Raw genomic sequence first — 21,800 nt, forward strand, 5'->3', positions numbered from 1 at the left:
TTACGACAAGGATGGGAAAGGCAATGGAACATTATACGGAAAACTCCACGCCCCTCGGCCTGTATGACCCCCAGTTTGAGCACGACGCCTGCGGCATCGGCGCTGTGGTGGACGTCAAGGGCCGCAAGAGCCACCAGACCGTCAGCGATGCACTGTCCATCGTCGAGCGGCTGGAGCACCGCGCCGGCAAGGACGCTGAGGGCAAGACCGGCGACGGCGTGGGCATCATGCTGCAGATCAGCCACAAGTTCTTCTCCAAAGTCGCGGAAGAGATGAACGTCAGCCTCGGCAATGAGCGCGAATATGGCGTTGGCATGTTCTTCTTCCCGCAGAACGAGCACCTGCGTGCTCAGGCCATGAAGCTGTTCGAGCTCGTCACCCGCAAGGAGGGGCTGGAGTTCCTCGCCTGGCGCGAGGTCCCCGTGAACCCCGACGCCGTGGGCCAGAAAGCCCGCGACTGTATGCCCGCCATCTGGCAGTGCTTCATCAAAAAGCCCGCCAAGGTGAGCAAGGGCATCGACTTTGACCGCAAGCTCTACATCGTCCGCCGCGTGTTCGAGCAGGCCAGCAACGGCACCTATGTGCCCAGCCTGTCCAGCCGCACCATCGTGTACAAGGGCATGTTCCTGGTCCACGATCTGCGCCTGTTCTACCTCGATTTGCAGGACGAGGATTATGAATCCGCCATCGGCATGGTGCACAGCCGTTTCTCCACCAACACGAACCCCAGCTGGATGCGCGCCCACCCGAACCGCTTTATCCTGCACAACGGCGAGATCAACACCATCAAGGGCAACACCGACGCAATGCTGGCCCGTGAGGAGTCCATCGCCAGCCCCATCATGCAGGAGGATATGAACAAGATCCTGCCGATCATCAACACCTCCGGCTCCGACTCCGCCATGCTGGACAACGCGCTGGAGTTCATGGTGATGAACGGCATGGACCTGCCCCTGGCCGTGATGATCACCATCCCGGAGCCGTGGGAGAACAACAAGCACATCAGCCAGAAAAAGCGCGATTTCTACCAGTATTACGCCACCATGCTGGAGCCGTGGGACGGCCCCGCCGCCATCCTCTTCTCGGATGGCGATGTCGTGGGTGCCGTGCTGGACCGCAACGGTCTGCGCCCCAGCCGCTACTACATCACCAAGGACGGCCGGATGATCCTTTCTTCTGAGGTGGGCGTCCTCCCCTGCGACCCCGCCGACATCGAGAAGAAAGACCGCCTGCGCCCCGGCAAGATGCTGCTGGTGGATACCGTCAAGGGCGAGGTCGTCGATGACGAGAAGCTGAAGGAATACTACGCCAGCCGCGAGCCCTACGGCGAGTGGATCGACCGCAATCTGGTCCAGCTCAAGAGCCTGAAGATCCCCAACATCAAGGTGCCCAGCTACACCGGCGAGGAGCTGACCCGCCTGCAAAAGGTGTTCGGCTACAAGTACGAAGAGGTCAAGGACCTCATCCTCCCCATGGCCCGGCTGGGCGCAGAGCCTTCCGGCGCGATGGGCACCGACACCCCGCTGGCCGTGCTGAGCGGCCAGCACCCGCCGCTGTTCAACTACTTCAAGCAGCGGTTCGCGCAGGTGACCAACCCGCCCATCGACGCCATCCGGGAGAAAGTCGTCACCTCCACCAGCGTCTACGTGGGTGCCCATGGCAACCTGCTGGAAGACAAGCCCGAAAACTGCAAGGTGCTCAAGGTCCACAACCCCATTCTGACCTCCACCGACCTGCTCAAGATCAAATACATGAACGTGCCGGGCTTCAAGGTCGCGACCGTTTCCATCAACTACTACAAGAATACCAGCTTGGAAAAGGCCATCGACCGCGTCTTCCTGGAAGTGGACCGCGCATATAAGGACGGTGCCAACATCATCATCCTGTCCGACCGGGACATCGACGAATACCATGTCTCCATCCCCAGCCTGCTGGCCGTGTCGGCCGTCTCGCAGTACCTCATCCGCACCAAGAAGAGCACCGCGCTGGCCCTCATTCTGGAAAGCGCCGAGCCGCACGAGGTACACCACTTTGCCACCCTGCTGGGCTACGGTGCCTGCGCCGTCAACCCGTATCTGGCCCACGAGACCATCGGCCAGCTCATCGACCAGGGCCTGCTCGACAAGGACTACTACGCTGCCGTGGATGACTACAACAAGGCCATCCTGAGCGGCATCGTGAAGATTGCCTCCAAGATGGGCATCTCCACCATCCAGAGCTACCAGAGCAGCCAGATCTTTGAGGCGGTCGGTATCTCGAAGGACGTCATCGACAAATACTTCACCGGTACGGTCAGCCGTGTGGGCGGCATCGGTCTGGAAGACATCCAGGCCGACGTCGAGGCTCAGCACAACGCGGCCTTCGACCCGCTGGGACTGGACATCAACATGGAGCTTTCCGACGGCGGTGCCCACAAGTTCCGCAGCGGCAAGGAAGAGCATCTGTTCAACCCGCAGACCATCCACCTGTTCCAGAAAGCCTGCTGGACCAACGACTATAAGGCCTTCAAGGACTTCACCCGCACGGTGGACAACATGGGCGAGGAGGGTATGCATCTGCGCAGCCTGCTCGATTTCAACTACGACCCCAACGGCGGTGTGCCCATCGAGGAGGTCGAGCCGGTATCGTCCATCGTCAAGCGGTTCAAGGCCGCGGCCATGAGCTACGGCGCTCTGAGCAGTGAGGCCCACGAGACCATTGCCATCGCGCTGAACCGCCTGGGCGGCCGCAGCAACACCGGCGAGGGCGGCGAACCCGAAGGCCGCTACCACAGCGAGAGCAACTCCAAGATCAAGCAGGTGGCCTCTGCCCGCTTCGGCGTCACGAGCAAATACCTCGTCTCTGCAGAGGAGATCCAGATCAAGCTGGCGCAGGGTGCAAAGCCCGGCGAAGGCGGCAACCTGCCCGGTGCCAAGGTGTATCCCTGGATCGCCAAGACCCGCCACAGCACCACCGGTGTGGGCCTCATCTCTCCCCCGCCCCACCACGACATCTACTCCATCGAGGATCTGGCCGAGCTGATCTATGACCTGAAGAACGCCAACCGTCACGCCAACATCAACGTGAAGCTGGTCAGCGAGGCCGGTGTCGGTACCATTGCCGCCGGTGTTGCCAAAGGCGGCGCACAGGTCATCCTGGTCTCCGGCTACGACGGCGGCACCGGTGCTGCCCCCCGCACCTCCATCAAGAACGCCGGTCTGCCCTGGGAGCTGGGCATCGCCGAGACCCACCAGACCCTGATCCTGAACGGCCTGCGCAGCCGCGTCCGCATCGAGAGCGACTCCAAGCTGCTCTCCGGCCGCGATGTCGCCATCAGCTGTATGCTGGGCGCAGAGGAGTTCGGCTTCGGCACCACCCTGCTGATGTGCGAGGGCTGCGTCATGATGCGCGTCTGCAATCTGGACACCTGCCCCATGGGCATCTGCACCCAGAACCCCGAACTGCGTAAGCACTTCCGGGGCAAGCCCGAATACATCATCAACTATCTGACCTTCGTGGCCCAAGAGCTGCGGGAGTACATGGCCAAGCTCGGCGTCCGCACCATCGACGAACTGGTGGGCCGCACCGACCTGCTCCACGTCAAGCCCAGCGCCCCCGGCAGCCGCACGGCCAAGATGAACCTGGACTGCATCCTGCACAACCCGGCCATCGCCAACAGCAACGTGCACTTCGTCCCGGCGGACACCTACGACTTCCACCTCGAAAACACCCTCGACATGAAGGTGCTGATGAAGAAGTTCAAGCTCAGCAGCAAAACGCCCCAGAGCGTCACGCTGGATGTTTCTAACACCGACCGTGCGTTCGGTGCCATCTTCGGCAGCGAGATCACCCGCAAGTATGGCGATTCCCTGCCCGATGACGTCTACACCGCCAACTGCACCGGCGCGGGCGGCCAGAGCTTCGGTGCATTCATCCCCAGGGGCCTGACCCTGAAGCTGACCGGTGACTGCAACGACTACATGGGCAAGGGCCTGTCCGGCGGCAAGATCGTCGTGCGCCCGCCGGAGGGCATCACCTACAAGCCGGAGGAGAACATCATCACCGGCAACGTCGCCCTGTATGGTGCCACCAGCGGCAAGGCCTTCGTCTCCGGCGTGGCCGGTGAGCGCTTCTGCGTCCGCAACTCCGGCGCAACGGCCGTTGTGGAGGGCGTCGGCGACCATGGCTGCGAGTACATGACCGGCGGCACCGTCGTCGTGCTGGGCCAGACCGGCAAGAACTTTGCAGCCGGCATGACCGGCGGCATCGCCTATGTGCTGGATGAGAACTGGGACTTCTACCAGCGGGTGAACAAAGAGACGGTCAGCCTCGAACCCGTGGAGCATAAGTACGATGTTGCCACCCTGAAGGAGCTGATCCGCGAGCATGTGGAAGCCACCGGCTCCCCGCGCAGCAAAGAGATCCTGGACAACTTCAGTGAGTATCTGCCCAAGTTCAAGAAAGTCCTCCCCTACGATTACGACCGGATGCTGCGGGTCATCGCTTCCATGGAGGAGCGCGGCCTCGACGGCGAACAGGCACAGATCGAAGCATTCTACGCTGTGCAGAAGAAGAAGTAAGGAGGGGGAACTGTTATGGGCAAGACCACTGGATTTATGGATTATAAGCGCAAGACCAGCTCGGACGTTCCGCCGCTGGAGCGCATCGAAAACTTCAATGAATTTCACATCTGGCTCTCCCGCGAGGAGCAGCAGACCCAGGCGGCACGCTGCATGGACTGCGGCGTCCCCTTCTGCCAGGCCGGTATGATGATCGGCGGCATGGCCTCCGGCTGCCCGCTGAACAACCTCATCCCGGAGTGGAACGACCTGGTGTATCAGGGCAAATGGGAGCTGGCGCTCCACCGCCTGCGCGCCACCAACCGCTTCCCGGAGTTCACGAGCCGGGTCTGCCCCGCCCTGTGCGAGGCCGCCTGCACCTGCGGCGATGTGACCGGCAGCAGCGTCACCGTCCGCGAGAACGAACACGCCATCGTGGAGACCGGCTACGCCAAGGGCTGGCTCCATGCCGCCCCGCCCCCGGCCCGCACCGGCAAGAGCGTGGCCGTCATCGGCAGCGGCCCGTCCGGCCTGTCGGTGGCCGAGTATCTGAACATCCGGGGCCACGCCGTCACGGTGTTTGAGCGCGCCGACCGGGTGGGCGGCCTGCTGATGTACGGCATCCCCAACATGAAGCTGGACAAATCTGTCATCGAGCGCCGCATCAGGATCATGCAGGCCGAGGGCGTCGAGTTCCGCACCAACATGGACATCGGCGGGGCGGTGGCCGCAGAAGACATCCTGAACCGCTACGACGCCGTCGTGCTCTGCTGCGGTGCCAAAAAGGCCCGCGACCTGAATGTCCCCGGCCGGAACGCCAACGGCGTCCACTTCGCGGTCGATTACCTCACCAGCGTGACCAAGAGCCTGCTGGACAGCCAGTTTGCCGACGGCCGGGCCATCCATGCGGCGGGCAAGAATGTGCTGGTCATCGGCGGCGGCGACACCGGCAACGACTGCCAGGGCACGGCTCTGCGGCAGGGCTGCACCGATCTGGTGGCTCTGGAGATGATGCCGCAACCCCCGAAAGAGCGGGCCGCCTCCAACCCCTGGCCGGAGTGGCCGAAGGTGCTCAAGGTAGACTATGGCCAGACCGAGTGCCTCGCCAAGTTCGGCAAGGACCCCCGCGTCTACCAGACCACCGTGAAAGAGTTTTTGACCGACGACGCCGGCAACCTGACCGGCGCGGTCATCTCCTATCTGAAGCCGGAGCGTGACCCGGAGACCGGCCGCACCAGCATGGTGCCCACCGGCGAGGAGTTCACCTACGACTGCCAGCTGGCGTTCATCGCCGCCGGTTTCGTGGGCTGCGAGAACTATGTGGCCGATGCCTTCGGCGTCAGCCTGACGGGCCGCGGCTGTGTGGACACCGACCACTTCCGCACCAATGTGGAAAAGGTCTTCGCCTGCGGCGATATGCGCCGGGGCCAGAGCCTGGTGGTCTGGGGCCTGCGTGAGGGCCGCGACTGCGCCGCCGAGGTAGACCGCTACCTCATGGGTTACACCAACCTGTGACCCCCTGAACCAAGCCATCCTCTTTTCCTATCCTAAACGAGCAGAAGCGGGAGCCTCCCACGAGGCTCCCGCTTCTGCTGTTTTGTTTCAGTCCGTATCATATTAGGTGTTAGGTGTCGTCTGCCGGTGTTTCCCCCGAAGAGGCGCTGCTCGCGCTGTCGGAATCCGACGCGGCGGGCGGTTCGGCGGTGATCTCCACACTGGGGTCCGCCGCGATATACACGGTGATGACGCTGCCTACCTCGACCGAGGTGCCTGCGTCCACACTGCACGAGACGACGCAGCCCGCCGCATAGGAGCCATCGTTGACCACCATGAAGCAGCTGGGCGTCAGGCCCCGGCTCTCCAGCTCGCTGACGGCCCCTTCCTGCGTGAACCCGATCACATCGGGCATCTGCACCAGCTGCGGCCCCTTGCTGACCACCAGGCTCACGGTGCCGCCCTTCTCGATGACATCGCCCGCCTCCGGCTCCTGCCGGATGATCTTCCCCTTCTCCACCGTGTCACTGTATTCCAGCGTCACATAGAAGAGATAGTCGCCCACATAATTGTGATTGTTCCGCACCTGCGCGTCGTAATCCATCCCGACAAAGTTCGGCACCAGCGTGACGGGTTCTTCCAGCACCGTGCTTTCCGGTGCCGACACCGACGAGGACGCCGCAGGCGGTTTGGCCGTGTGCAGCCCCTGCGAGACCATCCCCCACAGCATCAGCAGGATGAGGATGGCCAGCAGAACGAGGATGGCCGCCAGCAGGTTCCGCAGGCTGAGCATGTGCTGCTTTTGTTCCTCGTCCGGCAGGGTCAGCTGCCGGGGCGCAGGGCGCGGCAGGCTGCGGGTCAGCTCCTCGGTATACTCCCGCGAGGTCAGCGCCTTGAACAGCTGGGGCACGGTCTGGATGCGCTCCACCGGCTTCAGCTTCAGGCCCAGCCAGAGCACCTCAGAGAGGTACTCCGGCACCGACGGCTCCAACGTGCGGGCGCGCGGGTTCGAATCCGACACCAGCCGCTGCGCTGCCGGGACCGGGCTTTGCCCGCAGACCATCCGGTAGACCACCGCAGCCAGACTGTATTCGTCGGTGTAGCGGCCCTCAAACTCGGTGGTCGAATACTGTTCCGGGGCCGAGTAGCCCTCATACAGCTGCTCGTGCAGACCGCTGCCCGCTGTGCGCAGGCCGACCGTAGCGTAGCCCGTCAGCCGGGCGCGGCCATTTTCCAGCACCCGGATGTTCTCCGGGCAGATGCCCCGATGCACCAGACCCACCTGGTGCATCGCCGCCACGCCGTCAAACACCGGCTGCAGCATCGCGCAGACCTGCTCCGGCGACAACCGGCCGGGATGCGTCTCCAGCCAGCGGCCCAGCGGCACCCCGCCGGGGTTCTCCATCACGGCATAGACCGTGTTGTTTTCCTCGAACACATCCAGCACGGCTTCCAGTCCGTTGGCGGGCGTGATGCGCTGGATGGAGCGGTACAGGTCCGCAAAATCCATCCGGGTGGTCTTGAACAGCACCTCGCTGCCCAGTTTGGGCCGCAGGGTTGCATCCGTGCCGCGCTCTGCCGCCAGCGTCAGGGGCAGATACTCCTTGATGGTCACCCGGAAGCGCCCATGGTTCTCTGCGCCTCGGTACAGGATGCCTTCGCCGTCCACCTGTTCGATCTCGCCGACGGTATACCGCCCGCCCAGCACCGTGCCCACCGGCAGGGTGCCCACCGGGTTGCGGCCCTCAAAGCGCCCGCCGCACTGCGGACAGGCCGCCGTGCGCTCGCTCAGCTCGGACAGGCAGTAAGGGCAGATGATGGTCATGGAAAGGCCTCCTTCGGATGTGCTTTTCTGTTATTATAACACATCTTGGCCCGCAGCAAAAGGGCCGTGCGAGCCGAGAACTGTTTTTTATCTTTTTCCGCTGCCCGTCTGTCACAGCAAAACAGCGGTTTTGCACGTTCCCGCCATACAGCAAAAGCCGCCTTTCGTGCCTTGCAGCACAAAAAGCGGCTTTGTAGCGTCTTATTTCAGGAGAAATTCGGCTTGCTGGAGCTTATTCCGGCAGGTCCTCTTCGTTCTCCAGGCTGTGCCAGACGTTCTGGACGTCATCGTTGTCCTCCAGAGCATCGAGCAGCTTGCCCATGAGCTTGAGTTGATCGGGGTCGGTCAGGCGGGTGGTGGTCATGGGGACCATGGCCAGGTCATCGCTCAAGATCTCGTAGCCCTTCTCCTCCATGGCCTTGACCACAGCCGAGTAGTTCTCCGGGTCGGTGGTGATCTCAGCAGCATCCTCGCCTGCATCGAAGTCCTCTGCACCGGCGTCCAGAGCGTCCATCATGGCCTCGTCGGCGTCCTTGTCTTCCAGAGAGATGTCGATAACGCCCTTCTGGCTGAACAGGAAGCCCACGCAGCCCATTGCGCCCAGGTTGCCGCCGTTCTTGTCGAAGTAGTGGCGCAGATCGGCAGCGGTACGGTTGCGGTTGTCGGTCAGGGTCTCGACCATGACGGCAACGCCGCCGGGGCCGTAGCCTTCGTATGTGATGGCTTCGTACTCGGTCTTGTCGCCGCCCTCGGCCTTCTTGATGATGCGCTGAATGTTATCGTTGGGCACGCTCATGCGCTTTGCCTTGGAGATCAGGTCCGCCAGCTTGCTGTTGGAAGCCGGGTTGGGGCCGCCGGTACGGACGGCGACGCTGATCTCGCGGCCGATCTTAGTAAAGACCTTTGCCTTGGCGCCGTCGGTCTTCTCCTTCTTGCGCTTGATGTTGTTCCATTTGCTATGTCCAGACATGGGAACCTCCTAAAGTTCTATCGAAATCTCCGCCTGCGGGCAGACGGGCTGTGGTCGCCCGCTTGTGGCAGCACACAAAATCTAACTCTATTATTGTAGCACAATCCCCTACCGCGTTCAAGCCTTATCCGGGGGTTTTGCGCCAAAATCCGGCAAAAAAGCAGGGTCCGACGCCTGTTTTACAGCAGCCTCAGCGCCTTGGGATAATGGTTTTTGACCCGCCCGGCCGACACTTTGCCGCCGCCGAGGGGGAACCCGTCCACCGTGACACAGCACCAGCCGTCGGCGGCGGTGGCAGCGGCGATCTCCCGGCCCGACAGGTACTCGACCACACGCGGGTCGGCAAGCGCCAGCTCCTCGCGGTTGGTGCACTGGGCACCGAACGCCGTGAAGAGGTGGTGTTCGGGCACAAAGCGGCCCTTCTGCACACTGCCCACAAAGACGCCTGCGCGCAGGACATGCAGACCCGTCTGCGGGAAGGCCGCAGGCAGCAGCACACCGCCGCCATGGACCACGGCGGGACGGTCTGCGAGGGCCGGAAAATACTGCTGGGCGAACGCGTTCCAGGCCGCGAGGCTCTGGGCGGGCGTCACGCTCTCCCCTGCCGCGGCGCTTTCGCGGCGGCGGCTGCCCTGCACCGCATCCCGGAGGGCGCGGGCGTTCTCCCGGCGGGATGCACGGGCATCGCCGCGCTCCGAGCGGGCAGGCTTGCCCTTACCGGGCTTCTGCTTCCGGTTCTGCTCAGCGGCAGCCGCCAGCCAGAGCTGCTCTTCGGGGGGATAACAGCCCGGTGCGGACAAAGCACGGGGAGTGCCCGCCTTGACCAGCCGGGCAATGAAATGGCCCTCGCCGCCCTGACAGGGCCAGATGCGGCGCACTTTGCTCACATCCAGCGGCAGACCGCCGGTACGGTTGGCCTCGCCCGCACTGCCAAACGTGTAGTCCACATTGCCAAACACATCCGCCAGCGCAAATTCCGGGTGCCGGGCCAGGAACGCGGCCACCTGCCCTTCATCCTCTTCGGGGGCAAAGGTGCAGGTGGAGTAGATCATCTCCCCGCCCGGCGCGAGGACGACGGCGGCGTTGTCCAGGATCTGCGCACCCAGCGCGGCGCACTGCTGAACCAGCGCTTCGCAGTGCTGGGTGACGGCCACCGCCTCCTTGCGGAACATCCCCTCGCCGGAACAGGGCGCATCCACGAGGACACGGTCGAAGAACTCCGGCAGGGCGGCAGCGATGCGGGCGGTGTCCTCGTTGAGGACGACGGCATTCGCCACGCCCATCCGTTCGAGATTGCTCTTCAGCACCTCTGCGCGGGCGGGCACATACTCATTGCTAACGAGCAGGCCCCAGCCGCCCAGTGCGGCAGCAAGCTGGCTGCTCTTGCCGCCGGGCGCGGCGCACAGGTCCAGGACCCGCATCCCCGGCCGGACGCCCAACAGCGGTGCGGCAGAGGATGCTGACGGCTCCTGCGAGTAAAACACGCCCGCATGGTGGTATGGGTGGCGTCCGGGTTTGAAGGCAGCCTCTTCGACCACGAAGCCCGCCTTGCAGAACGGCGATGGCCGGAGCGGGAAGTCGGCCTTCCCGGCAAACGCCTCCGGCGTCGTGCGCAGCGCCGAGACCGTCACCCCGCGGGCCGCGTTCTCGGTGGGTGCCGCGTACAGCGCCTCGTACCGCCCGCCCAGCAGCGCCCGCTCCCGGCGCTCAAAATATTCCGTAGACATGAACGTTCCTCCCATGTATAAAGCCGCATCGGGCGGCAAGACTAAGGGTGTGAGGGGCAGACCCCCTCGCGAAAGGAGACATGACGATGAACGACCGCACCGAAAACCGTTCCAGCAACCGCACCAACAACTGCAAGAGCCAGAACCGCACTTCCAACCGCACCGAGAACCGCACGGACGACCGCACCGAGAACCGTGCCACCAACGAGCACAAGCACCCCAACCAGTACACCAAGGGTGCCGACGACGAGGGCAAGTAACCAGAACCTCTCCGTCACGCTTCGCGTGCCAGTGCCCATTTCACAGAGAAAAGCCCGCTGCCTTCCCTGCACTGTTTTCCAGTGCGGAAAGCAGCGGGCTTTCGCGTTTTACTTCTGGTTCGGGTCAAAATCGGCCCACAGCTTCTCGAACAGCTCCTCGACGCGCGGCATCTGGCCGGTAAGGTAGAGCCACCCCAGCAGGCACTCAAAGCCGGTGGAAGCCCGGTATTCCTCCGGCGAAGCGTGTTTTGCCACACTGGCCTTGCTGGCGTTGCGGCCCCGCTTGAACACAGCCAGCTCGTCCTCGGTGAAGAGGGGTTCGAGCAGCTGCTCCTCGCGGAACTGGGCCCGCGCCGAGACATACTTGACCTTTTCGGTGTTCAGTTTGCCTGCCGACAGCCGGTGGTGCCGTGCCAGACGGGTGCGCACCAGCAGTTCCAGCACACTGTCGCCCACAAAGGCCAGTGCCAGCGGGCTGAGCTCACGGGGGTCGATGGTTTCCATTTCATTCATTGGAGTCAAACCTCTCAGTCAGCGCTATCAGGCGCTGACAGCTCCCCTGATAGGGGAGCCAAATTGCGGTATGATTAGAAGATATAATCGAACTGATACTCGCCGATGAGGATGGTGTCGTTTTCCTGAACGCCCTTCTCGACGAGGGCATCCAAAATGCCGCTCTCACCCAGCTGGCGCTGGAAGTATTGCAGGCTCTCGTAGTCGTCCACATTGCTGCCCGCCAGGATATACTCCAGCCAGGGGGCGTCGATGCTCCAGACGTGGGCCTCCATCCGCTGGATGGTAAAGGCGCGGTCGTTTGCCTTGGGCTCCGGCTTCTTGTACTCTGCGGTGAAGACCGGGATGGCCGGGATATCCTTCAGGCGGTTGTAGACCAGGCCCGGCAGCTCCCGCACACCCTGCATGGTGGCGGCAGAGATGGGCACGAAGGTCAGGCCCTTGCCCTCCACGTAGTTCTTGAAGGTCTCGATCTGCTCCTCGGTGGCCAGGTCACACTTGTTGCCCACCACGATCTGCGGGCGCTCGGCCAGCGCAGGGCTGAACTTTGCCAGCTCCTCGTTGATCTTCTCGAAGTCCTCGATGGGGTCGCGGCACTCGCTGCCGGAAACATCCACCACATGCAGCAGCAGACGGCAGCGCTCCACATGGCGCAGGAAGTCATGGCCCAGGCCGATGCCCTCGCTGGCACCTTCGATCAGGCCGGGGATGTCGGCGCAGACGAAGCTGGCCCCCTCGCCCACCGATACCACGCCCAACGTGGGCACCAGAGTGGTGAAGTGGTAGTTGGCGATCTTCGGCTTGGCCGCGCTGATGGTGGAGATGAGGGTGGACTTGCCCACATTGGGGAAGCCGATCAGGCCCACATCGGCGATGAGCTTCAGCTCCAGCGTGACCTGGATATCCTCACCGGGCACACCGGGCTTGGCAAACTTGGGGATCTGGCGGGTCGGCGTGGCAAAATGTGCATTGCCGTAGCCGCCGCGGCCGCCCTTTGCCACAGTGACGGGGGTGTGGTCGGACAGGTCGGCAATGACAAGACCGCTCTCGGCGTCCTTGATGACCGTGCCCAGCGGCACCTTGATGACGAGGTTCTCGGCGTTTTTGCCGTGGCACAGGCTCGCGCCGCCCTTGCCGCCCTCCGGGGCCACATACTTGCGCTTGTAGCGGAAATCCATCAGGGTGGTCAGGTGGTCGTCCACCACAAAGATGATGTCGCCGCCGCGGCCGCCGTCGCCGCCGTCCGGGCCGCCTGCTGCCACGAATTTTTCGCGGTGAAAGCTCACCGCGCCGTCGCCGCCCTTGCCCGCGTGGAGCCAGATGGTGGCGATGTCGATAAAGTTGGTTTGTGCTGCCATACAGGCCCTCCTTATCAGCCTCTCCGTTTCGCCTCCCCTCATGTGGGCAGGCGCAATGCAGGGCATTGCCGGAGAGGTCCTTGCTTTTCACTCAAATCACTCAAAAAAGAGCCGGGCCACAAGGGTCCGGCTCTTCAGGTTGCAGTTTTTCAGGCAGAAGTTACTGCTTCACGCTGCACTTCTTGCCGCTCTTGCCCACGCGCTCAAAGCGGACGGTGCCGTCAACCAGAGCAAACAGGGTATCATCGCTGCCCTTGCCAACGTTCTCACCCGGCTGAATGTGGGTGCCACGCTGACGAACAAGGATGTTGCCGGCCAGAACGAACTGACCATCTGCACGCTTTGCGCCCAGACGCTGAGCCGCAGAATCACGGCCGTTCTTGGTGCTGCCTACGCCCTTTTTATGTGCCATTGTAATTTTCCTCCTTAGCCGTTGATCGCAGTGATCTCAACCTTGGTATAGGGCTGACGATGGCCCATGCGGCGAGCACTGTGCTTCTTTGCGCGATAGGTGATGATGTTCAGCTTCTTGCCCTTGCCATTCTTGATGACCTTGGCAGAGACGGAAGCGCCCTCAACAACGGGAGCGCCAACCTTGACCGAACCCTCCTCGCCGACAGCGAGAACCTGATCAAACTTCACTTCGGAGTCAGCTTCAACGTCCAGCTTTTCGATGTAGACGATGTCGCCCTGCTCCACGCGGTACTGCTTACCGCCGGTAACAATGATTGCGTACATTTGTTTCATTCCTTTTCGTTGTACTCGCTGGTCGTAAAGGCAGACCCCTACGGGGCCATTTGCGGTGCCCACACCAAGCGGCTAGAATAGTATAGCAGAAAAATGAGCCGATTGCAAGAGGTTTTGCGCATTCCCGCAAAGTTTTTTCAGGATACGGAGGTCAGCTGCTCCTTCACCGTTTTGTTGTAGGCCTCGGTGCGCTCCACAAAGAGGGCGCGCGGGCTGGACGCGGCCAATTCTTCCGGCTCTAGCCGGAACGCAGGGTCTGCCTTTTTCGCCTTTGCGGCGAGGGCGCGGTTCTCGGTGGTAAGGGCCAGCGGCACCATGAGCGGCTTGCCCTTGTACTTTTTCGTCAGAAGGACCTCGGCGACGATGCCGCCCACAACGGCCACAGCCGCCACCACCTGCGACACCCGCAGGCCGATGGAGGGCACCAGCAGCAGGCTGTCGGTGCGGAGAGCTTCGATCCAGAACCGGCCCACGCCGTACCAGATGAGGTAGCGCAGGGCGATGTCGCCCGCAAACTTCCGCTTTTTGATGTGCCGCACCAGCAGGAACAGCCCCACGAAGCACCAGATGCTCTCATACAGAAAGGTGGGATGCACCGGCAGATTCGGGTCAATGATCACGCCTTTGGGCGCTGTGACCACGCTGCTGAGCAGATAGTCGTGGGTGGCGGCGCTGTACATGCCCCAGGGCAGGGTGGTGTTGCAGCCAAAGGCTTCCTGATTGAAGAAGTTGCCCCAGCGGCCGCAACCCTGCCCGATGAGAAAGCCCATCGCGGCCAGGTCGAACATGGGCAGCACCGGCACTTTGCGCCACTTACAGGCCAGACCGCCGAACAAAAAGCCGCCGATGATGCCGCCGTAGATGGCAAGCCCGCCGTCCCGGATGGCCAACACCTCCCACAGGGAATCGTAATTGTAGGGTGCCATCGCCACATAGTAGAGCCGGGCGCAGAGGATGCCCATCACGACACCGATGAGGATGACGTCCACCATGGCGTCGGCGTCCACGCCGAACTCCACCCCGTGGCGGAACGCGAACACCAGCGCCAGGCACATGCCCACCGCGATGCAGACACCGTACCAGTAAATGTTGATGCCGCCAATGGAAAAGGCAACACGGTTCAGCGGAAAGCTGAGCCCCAGTGCCGGAAATTCTACCAGATTCGTCAAATGCGTCATGTCAGTCCTCCAGTTCTGCTTCGTCGTCCGTGTCGGGCAGGTCTGCCGTGCCGTCCGGGTCGATGTACATCGCTGCCATCCGGCCCGGCTGCAGGATGGTCTGCAAGGCGGCATCTGCGTCTTCGGCGGTCAGCGCCGCCAGCGTTGCGATCTGCTGGACGACCGTCTGGCCGGAGAGGGCGAAGTCTGCCATCTGGCTGGCCGAGTCCTCCACATTTTCCAAATTTTCGATCAGCTGGCCGTACTTTTCGTTCTTGCAGAGGGTGAAGACCTCCCGGTCGATGCCCGCACGGCGGACCTGTTCGATCTCATCCAGAAGCAGCTGCTTCACGGTGTCGGGCTCGTCGCTCTCGCCGGTGAACAGGATGCAGCAGCAGCCGTCCACCCGCAGCACTTCCCCGCCGAAGCCGGGATTGGTCAGGCCGGAATCGTACAGGCGGCGGTAGAGCGGCGACATCCCGCCGCAGATGCAGCAGAGGACGAGGTCGTACAGCATCTCGCTGCGCAGGTCGTCCGGTGCTAGGGGTGCTTCCTTGAAGCCGAGGCCGAAGCAGGGCTTCGAGACCGGCATCCGGATGCGCTTTTCCGCAGCTGCCAGCGTCATGGGCTCGTCGGCCCAAAGGCGCTGCACCCGCTCTTCGGGGCGGGGGTCCAGCAGGCCGTGGCGCGCACAGGCGGCCAGGACCTGCTCCATGGTGGTATTGCCTGCTGCTGCCAGCACCATATTGCCGGGGGCATAGAATGCCTCGCAGCAGTCGTAGAGCATTCCGGGGGTGATCTCCGCAATGCTCTCGCAGCTGCCCGCGATGTCGCTGCGGATGGGGTGGCTGTGGTAAAGGCACTCGCACAAGCCGGTGATGAGCCGCCAGTCGGCGCTGTCATCGTACATCTTGATCTCCTGCCCGATGATGCCCTGCTCCTTGGCGATGGTCTGTTCGGTGAAATAGGGGTGCCCCACCATGCCCAGCAGCACATCCAGACTTTCGTCCAGCTGCTGGGTGGCCGTGAAGAGGTAGCAGGTGCGGTCGAAGCTGGTGAACGCATTGGCGTTGGCACCGGTCTTCGCAAACTTGGCGAAAGCGTCGCCGTCCTGATCCTCGAACATCTTGTGCTCCAGAAAATGCGCCACACCGGCGGGCAGATGCACCTCCCGCCCGTTCAGGCGGAAGTCCCGGTCAATGGAGCCGAAGCGGGTGGCATAGATGACATGGGTGCCGGAATAGCCCGGCATGGGCCGCACGAGGACCGTCAGCCCGGAAGGAAGCACCTTCCACTGGTCTGCCGCCGCTTCCGCGAGGGCTTTGCTCTGCAATTCAGACATGGGCCGGCCCCTCCTCTCTGGTCAGCAGGTAACTCACGGACAGCGTCAGCTGCCGCAGGATTGTGCGGACGTCCTCTCTGGTGACGGCGCGCAGGGCCGCACGGGCCTCGTCCGGGGTCTGCACGGCCCCGCCCCGCAGCACCTCCATATAGTACCAGGTCTCGATGCCGCCCAGGCTGTCCTCAATGCCCGCCATCCCGCTCAGCAGGGAGAGGCGGCAGTCTTCCAGTTCCTCTTCGGTGATGGGCCCGTGGCGCAGATCGTCCAGTTCCTTCAGGATGGCCTGTTCGGCGCGGGCAGCGTCGGCGTGTTCCACGCCGCTGTTCACTGCCATGCTGCCCGTAAAGCTCTGGAAGCTGGACGAGCAGTAGTAGCACAGGTGGTCGCGCTCCCGCACGTTGAGGAACAGGCGGCTGGTGACGCTGCCGCCGTAAAGCGCCATGGCCAGCCGGACAGCTGCCATCTGGTCCGGCTGCATCGGCTCGCCCAGCGTGAAGAGCATACAGAGTTTGGCCTGCACGGTGTCGAAGCATTCCGTCTTCCGCACGGCCTCCTGCCGGGGCATCGCCAGATTTTCGCACAGCGGCACCGGGCGGCGGGCCACCGCGGCCAGCTCCCCCAGCAGCGCCTGCGTGACGGCCTGGGTCTCTGCCTCACCGCAGCCCAGAATGAGCAGTTCGATCTGTGCGGTCTCCAGCATTTCGCGGTAGGCGGCGGTCAGGGTCTCCGGCGTCAGGCCGTCCACCTCTTCCAGATAGCCCTCCTGCCGGATGCCGGCGGGGCTGGCTCCGAAGAACTCCCGGTTGGCCTGCCGCTGGCAGTAGATGCGCTTTTCGTTCACTTCATCTTCCAGCGATTTGCGGAGCATCTGCTTCTCGATGGCCACAGCCTCCGGGTCAAACACGCCGCCCGAAAAGGCGGGATGAAAGGCCGTGCCCAGCGCCAGTGCGGCGTATTCGCGGGTGAGGTCCTCCCCTTCCAGCGCAAAGCGGTTCTTGATGCCGGTGGCGCTGACGCAGAGGTTGTGGTTCGCACCCAGCGGGCGGGCGTCCACGGTCAGGTCTGCGCCGTACAGGCGGGCCAGCTTTTTGGTCATCTGGGTCATATCGGGGCAGTCCGCATAGCCGCGCTCCATCACCAGCGGGAGCAGCGCGTGGGCGGTGGCCGTCTCACGCTTTGCCGGGAAAGCGAAATGGAGGCTGATGCGGCAGCGGTTGAATTTTGGCGCCGGGTCCCACGAAAGATGGACGCCGGGCGCGATCTCGGTTCGTTTCAATGGTTTCTCCTTTGGATTTATGATTTTGCGCGTTCCAGCGCGAGGAACTCTTCCAGCGCAAGGCCGGACTCCCGGATGGCGCAGGCATTCTCCACGCCCACATACCGCCAGTGCCAGGGGGCGTAGACCATGCCGGTGGCGCTCTGGCGGTCCTCCGGCCAGCGGAGGATGAAGCCGTACTCGGCGGCATAGGCCGTCAGCCACTCATAGGCGCGGGTCTCGGCAAAAGCTGCCGTCTTCTCGGTGCAGTCCGGCGAGAGGATGTCGGCGCAGTAGCCGGTCCCCTGCTCACTGGTGCTGGCCGCAGGCTGCAAAGAGGCCGTGTGGTCGGCGGCTTCCTCAGCTGAAAGGCGGCTGTTCTCGGCGCTGTAAGCGGTCAGGCGGGCCTCGTAGGCGGCGGTGCGGGCATCCGCATCCTGCCAGCCGGTCACAAGGTTCAGCTCGACTCCGTCCGTCTGCGCGGCCTCGGCCATGCTGCGGTAAGCGGAAGCGGCCTCGGCCTCCAGCTGCTCGCCGGTGGCGTCGTCGGCCACTGCAAGCTCCGGCGCAGGCTCTTCTTCCAGCGCGAGGTTGGCGTTCACCACCACGAGCCGGTCGTCGGCGGCGTCGAACACATAGGAGCTGCTGTCGTAGTTCCGCGCCGTGAAGGGCACCGGCCCCGCGATCAGGGCGTGGGCCTTGGGCAGCAGCCAGAGGATGCCGGTGGCCATCAGTGCCACGGCCCCGCCGCATGCGGCCAGAAAAAGCACCCAGTTCCGCGCCAGCCGCAGACATTTGCGGATCTTCCACTCCCGGTAGGTCATCCGCCTGGCGGGCGATCGTTTCTGCATATCAGTTTACCCCATCTCTTTGGATCATTTTCTATCGTTGTGGTGCAGCCTGTTCAGGATACACCTTATTTATGAACATTTATACTTCCTGCGCCTTCTGGCTGCGGATATCCTGCCCGGCGAACAGGCAGGGCACGAAGGCCGACAGGCGGCTGGAGATCTTTTCGGTATAGAGCTTTTCCAGCAGTGCGCCGTCCGTGATGTTGGTGGTGACGATGGTGGGCAGGTGCGCCCCCAGCCGGTTGTTGAGCAGACTGTACAGGGTGCTCAGGAAGAAGTTGGAATTGAACTCGGTGCCCAGGTCGTCCAGAATGAGCAGGTCGGCCCCGGCTGCGGTCTGCAGCAGGGTCTCCTCCTCGCCGCCGGGGTCTGCACCAAAGTGCAGTGCTTCCAGCTTGGAAAAAAAGTCCGGGCTGGACACGTAAATGACATCGAAGTCCTTTTCCAGCACGATGCCCGCAATGGCAAGGGCCGCGTGGGTCTTGCCCAGGCCCGCATTGCCGAACAGCATCAGGCTCTCGCTGCTGCGGTCAAACTCTTCGGCATACGCGCGCAGCTCCGCCAGCAGACCGCCCATGTAGCTGCGGACCGGCTCGCCCAGCTTGTCGTCCATGGTGTTCGGGTAGTAGTGCAGCTCCATGGTATCGAAGCTGGAAATGGACAGGCTGGACAGGCTCTCGATCTCCTCGCGGCGGAGTTTCTGCATGAGCTTGTGGACGCAGATGCAGGTGTGCCCCTCGAACGTGCCGGTGTCCTGGCATTTTTTGCAGGTGAAATGCGGTTCCAGCGCATCGGCGGGGCGTCCGCTGGACGCCAGCAGAGCCGTCAGCTCCTGTTTTGCCTTGGCCAGTGCGGCGGCAGCGGCGGTGCGGTCCTTGCCGGAAGCACCGGCCAGCGCACAGCGCACACCCCGCACCCGCACCTCTTCTTCGGCGTGGCGGAGGGCCGGGACGGCCGCTTCGGCTGCGGCGCGGGCATCCTCGGCGTTGGCGCGCGCGGTCTGACGCCGCAGCGCGACGGCCCGCATCGCCTCCTGATACAGTTCACGTTTGGTACGCATAATTTCTCCTTACTGCGATGCTTCGTCCGGCTGTTTCCGCAGGGAGCGGCGGCGGACAGCGTTTTTGAGGAAGTCGTTTCCGCTGGGCGTCTCGCGGTCCACCCGGAGGTTCCGGCTGGCGCCCGCTCCGGCCACCGGCCCGCGCACATCGTGGACGGTGCGCAAGCCCTTGGCGTTCCAGGTCTTGAGGATGCTGTTCCAGTACCACAGGTCCCGCTTGGCACCGGCCTGCACGGCGGCTTCCTCCACCATGGCATCGTCGTAACCGTAGACCTCGTACCAGCGAGCGATGGCTTTTCGCCCGCCGAGGGTCAGTTCGCTTTCAGCAATGCCCAGCAGACCGCTGACGTACTGCTCCCGCTGGGCGCGGAGGGCCAGCAGCTGTAAGTGCGCATCTGCCTGCTCGCCGGACTCCACGCCCTCGGCGCGCCAGACCTTCAGCTCGTGGCTCACAGCCCCCATCGTCCGCTTGCCCCTGCTGGCCACATAGGCCACGCAGAGCATGACAGTCTCCGGCGCAAAGCCCTCGACAATGTACAGATTGACGAGCTTTTCCATCTCGCTGTGGGTCAGCGGACGGGCAAACCCGGCCTGTGCGCAGTCAATGAGGCTGGAGATCATCGGGTCGGTGCGGGAGGCCGCTGCGATCTCGGCCCAGGTCATGGGGGCCGGGGCGCTGGGTTCCTCGCCCGGTGCGGCGTTCTCCTCGTAGCGTTCCAGCAGACCCGCACCGGCCCAGAAGGCCAGCGCGCTCTCAGCGCTCATCTTACTGCGGAGCTTGAGGTCTGCGCAGATCTTCTCCGGGTCGGTCACGCCGGTGGCCAACACATACAGCGCCACCCGGACATTGTACTCCTCCGCGATGCCCAGCTTGGAAAACACCAGCTGCGGCACGGCGATGGCATCGCCCTTCTGCTCTTTCAAACGGTAGATCATTCAGTTTTTTCCTCCTCCGCCGCAGGCGGTGCCCACGGCTCGCAATCCAGGATGGAGGGGGTGTTCTTCCAGCGCTCCGGCTCGGCCTCAAAGGCCTCCTTCATGCACTGCGCGGCAGCGGCGCGGCCCGCGTCGCTCAGCGGGAAGACTTCGCGGCGGCGCAGCGCGGGGTCGGTCTGGTCCAGCGCCCAGGGGTCCGGCCAGATGTCCACCGTGAGGATAGCCTCCTCTTTTTCGGCCCCCTCCCCGCCATCCGGGTCGGGCACCGTGCGCTTGCCGGGCGTGAGCAGATACCGCATCCCGGCTTCGCTGCCGCTGTATGAATTTTTGCACTTGAAGTAGTGCAGCAATGGGACAAAGATCATGATACAGGTTCTCTCCAAAAACAGATTGTCCTTTTTAGTATAGCATTTTTTGCAGACAAAGAAAAGCCGCAGAGGTTCAAAAAAGAACCCCGAAAAAATGAATCAAATAACAGTTGACAAATCCGCTCACCTTTGCTAAACTAATAGGGTAGCTTGCAGGGTTAGCTCATCCGGTAGAGCGACTGCTTCCCAAGCAGTAGGCGGCGGGTTCGAGTCCCGTATCCTGCTCCAAAATAAAGCGGCAGAGTGTCTGAATTTCAGATGCTCTGCCGTTTTTCATTTTTGTTCTCGGTTCAAGCTGTTTCCTGGTGGAGGGTTCCCCGTCAGATGGCACAACGGTGAAGAAATCCCCCTGTTTCAATCCACGACCGGCACGTCCAGCCCGAATTCCAGCGGGCGGAAGCGGGGGCAGACATTTTCGGTGATGCAGATGACCGATGCGGCCAGACGGCTGCCGATCTCGCAGGATTCCGCCAGTGTTTTGCCGTAAGTCAGGCCGATGACGGTGCCCGCGAAGAACGCATCGCCCGCGCCGGTGGTGTCAATGACGTCCACCTTCTTGGCCGGAACAACGCCGCAGTCCCCGTCCGCCTGGGCATAGACTGCGCCCTTGTCGCCCATGGTGACCACCATGCAGGGGATGTTTGCGCTCCGGACATTGGCCGCCAGCACCCGGCACATCTCCTCCGGTTCCAGATGACCGTAATCGTCCGAGAAGAGCAGCCCGGCCTCCTGCTGGTTGCAGACAAAACAGTCGATCTGCTGCAAAAAGTCCCGGCGCTCCATCGCAATGCTCATGTTGGAGACCACTGCGTACACCTTTTTGCCGTACTTTTTGGCGTAGCGCAGCGTCTGCTTGACGGTCTCCTTTTCGAGGTCCAGCTCCAGCGCGATGCTGTCGCAGTCCCGAAAGATCTCGTCTCCCTGCTCTTCCAGCAGCCCGATCAGCGGGGTGGTGTCCGGCCGCTTGGAGATGGCTGCACAGACGTCGCCGTCGTTGTTGAAGATGGCCAGCCAGGTGCCCATGCCATCCGGCACACGCCGGATGAACCGGGTGTTGACCTTGTGGTTGTTCAGCTTCTCGATGACGTCCAGACCCATGCCGGTATCATCCACCAGGCCCACAAAGGTAGGCCGCAGCTCCACGTTGGCGATATCTTCCGCCACGTTGCGGCTCACACCGCCGTGCACCTGCTCCACGCGCCCGGCGTTTCGTCCGCCGGGGATGTAAGTCGAGAGCGGATACCCCTTGATGTCCACAAAAACTGCGCCGATGACTACGATTCCCATACGAAAAATTCCTTTCCGGATTTTACATTTTCCTCATTATACACTATCTTCCGGCAGGAATCCATCGTTCTTCGGAAATTGTGCCATTTTCCGCGTCCAACAAAAAACAGGA

18 protein-coding genes and 1 tRNA gene are annotated in these 21,800 nt (G+C 62.9%); 4 read left to right on the forward strand and 15 right to left on the reverse strand.

Annotated features, from left to right (window positions below):
* The first annotated feature begins 23 nt into the window (after positions 1 to 23).
* Both gltB and DWY95_RS09390 read left to right on the forward strand, forming a co-directional pair.
* Complete coding sequence (gltB, locus tag DWY95_RS09385) at positions 24 to 4,559, forward strand: glutamate synthase large subunit (RefSeq protein ID WP_118553319.1); 4,536 nt, start codon at positions 24 to 26, stop codon at positions 4,557 to 4,559.
* A gap of 15 nt (positions 4,560 to 4,574) precedes the next feature.
* Complete coding sequence (locus DWY95_RS09390) at positions 4,575 to 6,053, forward strand: glutamate synthase subunit beta (protein ID WP_118553320.1); 1,479 nt, start codon at positions 4,575 to 4,577, stop codon at positions 6,051 to 6,053.
* A gap of 109 nt (positions 6,054 to 6,162) precedes the next feature.
* Here DWY95_RS09390 and DWY95_RS09395 read toward each other — a convergent pair whose 3' ends face one another.
* The 3 genes from DWY95_RS09395 to DWY95_RS09405 form a co-directional block, all read right to left on the reverse strand.
* Positions 6,163 to 7,857: a PASTA domain-containing protein gene (locus DWY95_RS09395; RefSeq protein ID WP_118553321.1), complete on the reverse strand. Its 1,695-nt coding sequence runs from the start codon at positions 7,855 to 7,857 to the stop codon at positions 6,163 to 6,165.
* Positions 7,858 to 8,089: 232 nt separating this feature from the next.
* Complete coding sequence (locus DWY95_RS09400; RefSeq protein ID WP_097792047.1) at positions 8,090 to 8,827, reverse strand: YebC/PmpR family DNA-binding transcriptional regulator; 738 nt, start codon at positions 8,825 to 8,827, stop codon at positions 8,090 to 8,092.
* Positions 8,828 to 9,006: 179 nt separating this feature from the next.
* Positions 9,007 to 10,554, reverse strand: a complete 1,548-nt coding sequence (locus tag DWY95_RS09405; protein ID WP_118553322.1) for an RsmB/NOP family class I SAM-dependent RNA methyltransferase — start codon at positions 10,552 to 10,554, stop codon at positions 9,007 to 9,009.
* An 86-nt stretch (positions 10,555 to 10,640) separates the two neighbouring features.
* Between DWY95_RS09405 and DWY95_RS17205 the strand changes: the two genes are divergently transcribed.
* The gene (locus DWY95_RS17205; RefSeq protein ID WP_187116972.1) at positions 10,641 to 10,814 is read left to right on the forward strand and encodes a hypothetical protein; all 174 of its coding nucleotides are present in this window, start codon (positions 10,641 to 10,643) and stop codon (positions 10,812 to 10,814) included.
* Positions 10,815 to 10,922: 108 nt separating this feature from the next.
* On the opposite strand, the gene DWY95_RS09410 is transcribed toward DWY95_RS17205, so the two are convergent.
* From DWY95_RS09410 to DWY95_RS09460, 11 genes are all read right to left on the reverse strand, one after another.
* Positions 10,923 to 11,327 (reverse strand): ribonuclease III domain-containing protein, encoded by a 405-nt coding sequence (locus DWY95_RS09410; RefSeq protein ID WP_097792045.1) that lies wholly within the window; start codon positions 11,325 to 11,327, stop codon positions 10,923 to 10,925.
* A 74-nt stretch (positions 11,328 to 11,401) separates the two neighbouring features.
* Complete coding sequence (gene obgE / locus DWY95_RS09415; RefSeq protein ID WP_097792044.1) at positions 11,402 to 12,685, reverse strand: GTPase ObgE; 1,284 nt, start codon at positions 12,683 to 12,685, stop codon at positions 11,402 to 11,404.
* A 160-nt stretch (positions 12,686 to 12,845) separates the two neighbouring features.
* Positions 12,846 to 13,097, reverse strand: coding sequence for a 50S ribosomal protein L27 (rpmA, locus tag DWY95_RS09420; protein ID WP_055187699.1), 252 nt, complete (start codon positions 13,095 to 13,097; stop codon positions 12,846 to 12,848).
* Between the two features lie 14 nt (positions 13,098 to 13,111).
* Complete coding sequence (rplU, locus tag DWY95_RS09425; protein ID WP_179859485.1) at positions 13,112 to 13,423, reverse strand: 50S ribosomal protein L21; 312 nt, start codon at positions 13,421 to 13,423, stop codon at positions 13,112 to 13,114.
* A 146-nt stretch (positions 13,424 to 13,569) separates the two neighbouring features.
* Positions 13,570 to 14,610: a prolipoprotein diacylglyceryl transferase gene (lgt, locus tag DWY95_RS09430; protein ID WP_243082685.1), complete on the reverse strand. Its 1,041-nt coding sequence runs from the start codon at positions 14,608 to 14,610 to the stop codon at positions 13,570 to 13,572.
* Position 14,611: 1 nt separating this feature from the next.
* The gene (locus DWY95_RS09435) at positions 14,612 to 15,931 is read right to left on the reverse strand and encodes a pitrilysin family protein (RefSeq protein ID WP_118553323.1); all 1,320 of its coding nucleotides are present in this window, start codon (positions 15,929 to 15,931) and stop codon (positions 14,612 to 14,614) included.
* Positions 15,924 to 17,207 carry an insulinase family protein gene (locus DWY95_RS09440; protein WP_118553324.1) on the reverse strand — a complete coding sequence of 428 codons (1,284 nt, stop codon included), beginning with the start codon at positions 17,205 to 17,207 and terminating at the stop codon, positions 15,924 to 15,926. The genes DWY95_RS09435 and DWY95_RS09440 overlap by 8 nt, the downstream gene beginning before the upstream one ends.
* Positions 17,208 to 17,224: 17 nt before the next feature.
* Positions 17,225 to 18,037, reverse strand: coding sequence for a M15 family metallopeptidase (locus DWY95_RS09445; protein ID WP_118553325.1), 813 nt, complete (start codon positions 18,035 to 18,037; stop codon positions 17,225 to 17,227).
* Positions 18,038 to 18,116: 79 nt separating this feature from the next.
* A complete protein-coding gene (locus DWY95_RS09450; RefSeq protein WP_118553326.1) occupies positions 18,117 to 19,097 on the reverse strand; it encodes an ATP-binding protein in 981 nt (326 codons plus the stop codon).
* A gap of 9 nt (positions 19,098 to 19,106) precedes the next feature.
* Entirely contained in the window at positions 19,107 to 20,033 is a 927-nt protein-coding gene (locus DWY95_RS09455; RefSeq protein ID WP_097792038.1) for a DnaD domain protein, read from the reverse strand.
* Entirely contained in the window at positions 20,030 to 20,398 is a 369-nt protein-coding gene (locus DWY95_RS09460; protein ID WP_118553327.1) for a hypothetical protein, read from the reverse strand. The genes DWY95_RS09455 and DWY95_RS09460 overlap by 4 nt, the downstream gene beginning before the upstream one ends.
* A gap of 155 nt (positions 20,399 to 20,553) precedes the next feature.
* Here DWY95_RS09460 and DWY95_RS09465 point away from each other — a divergent pair.
* Positions 20,554 to 20,629 (forward strand) — tRNA-Gly (locus tag DWY95_RS09465).
* A gap of 126 nt (positions 20,630 to 20,755) precedes the next feature.
* On the opposite strand, the gene DWY95_RS09470 is transcribed toward DWY95_RS09465, so the two are convergent.
* Positions 20,756 to 21,688, reverse strand: a complete 933-nt coding sequence (locus DWY95_RS09470) for a carbohydrate kinase family protein (protein ID WP_118553328.1) — start codon at positions 21,686 to 21,688, stop codon at positions 20,756 to 20,758.
* Positions 21,689 to 21,800: the final 112 nt, after the last annotated feature.

It is taken from the genome of Faecalibacterium sp. AF28-13AC, from assembly GCF_003478405.1.
Lineage (GTDB): Bacteria > Bacillota > Clostridia > Oscillospirales > Ruminococcaceae > Faecalibacterium > Faecalibacterium prausnitzii_E.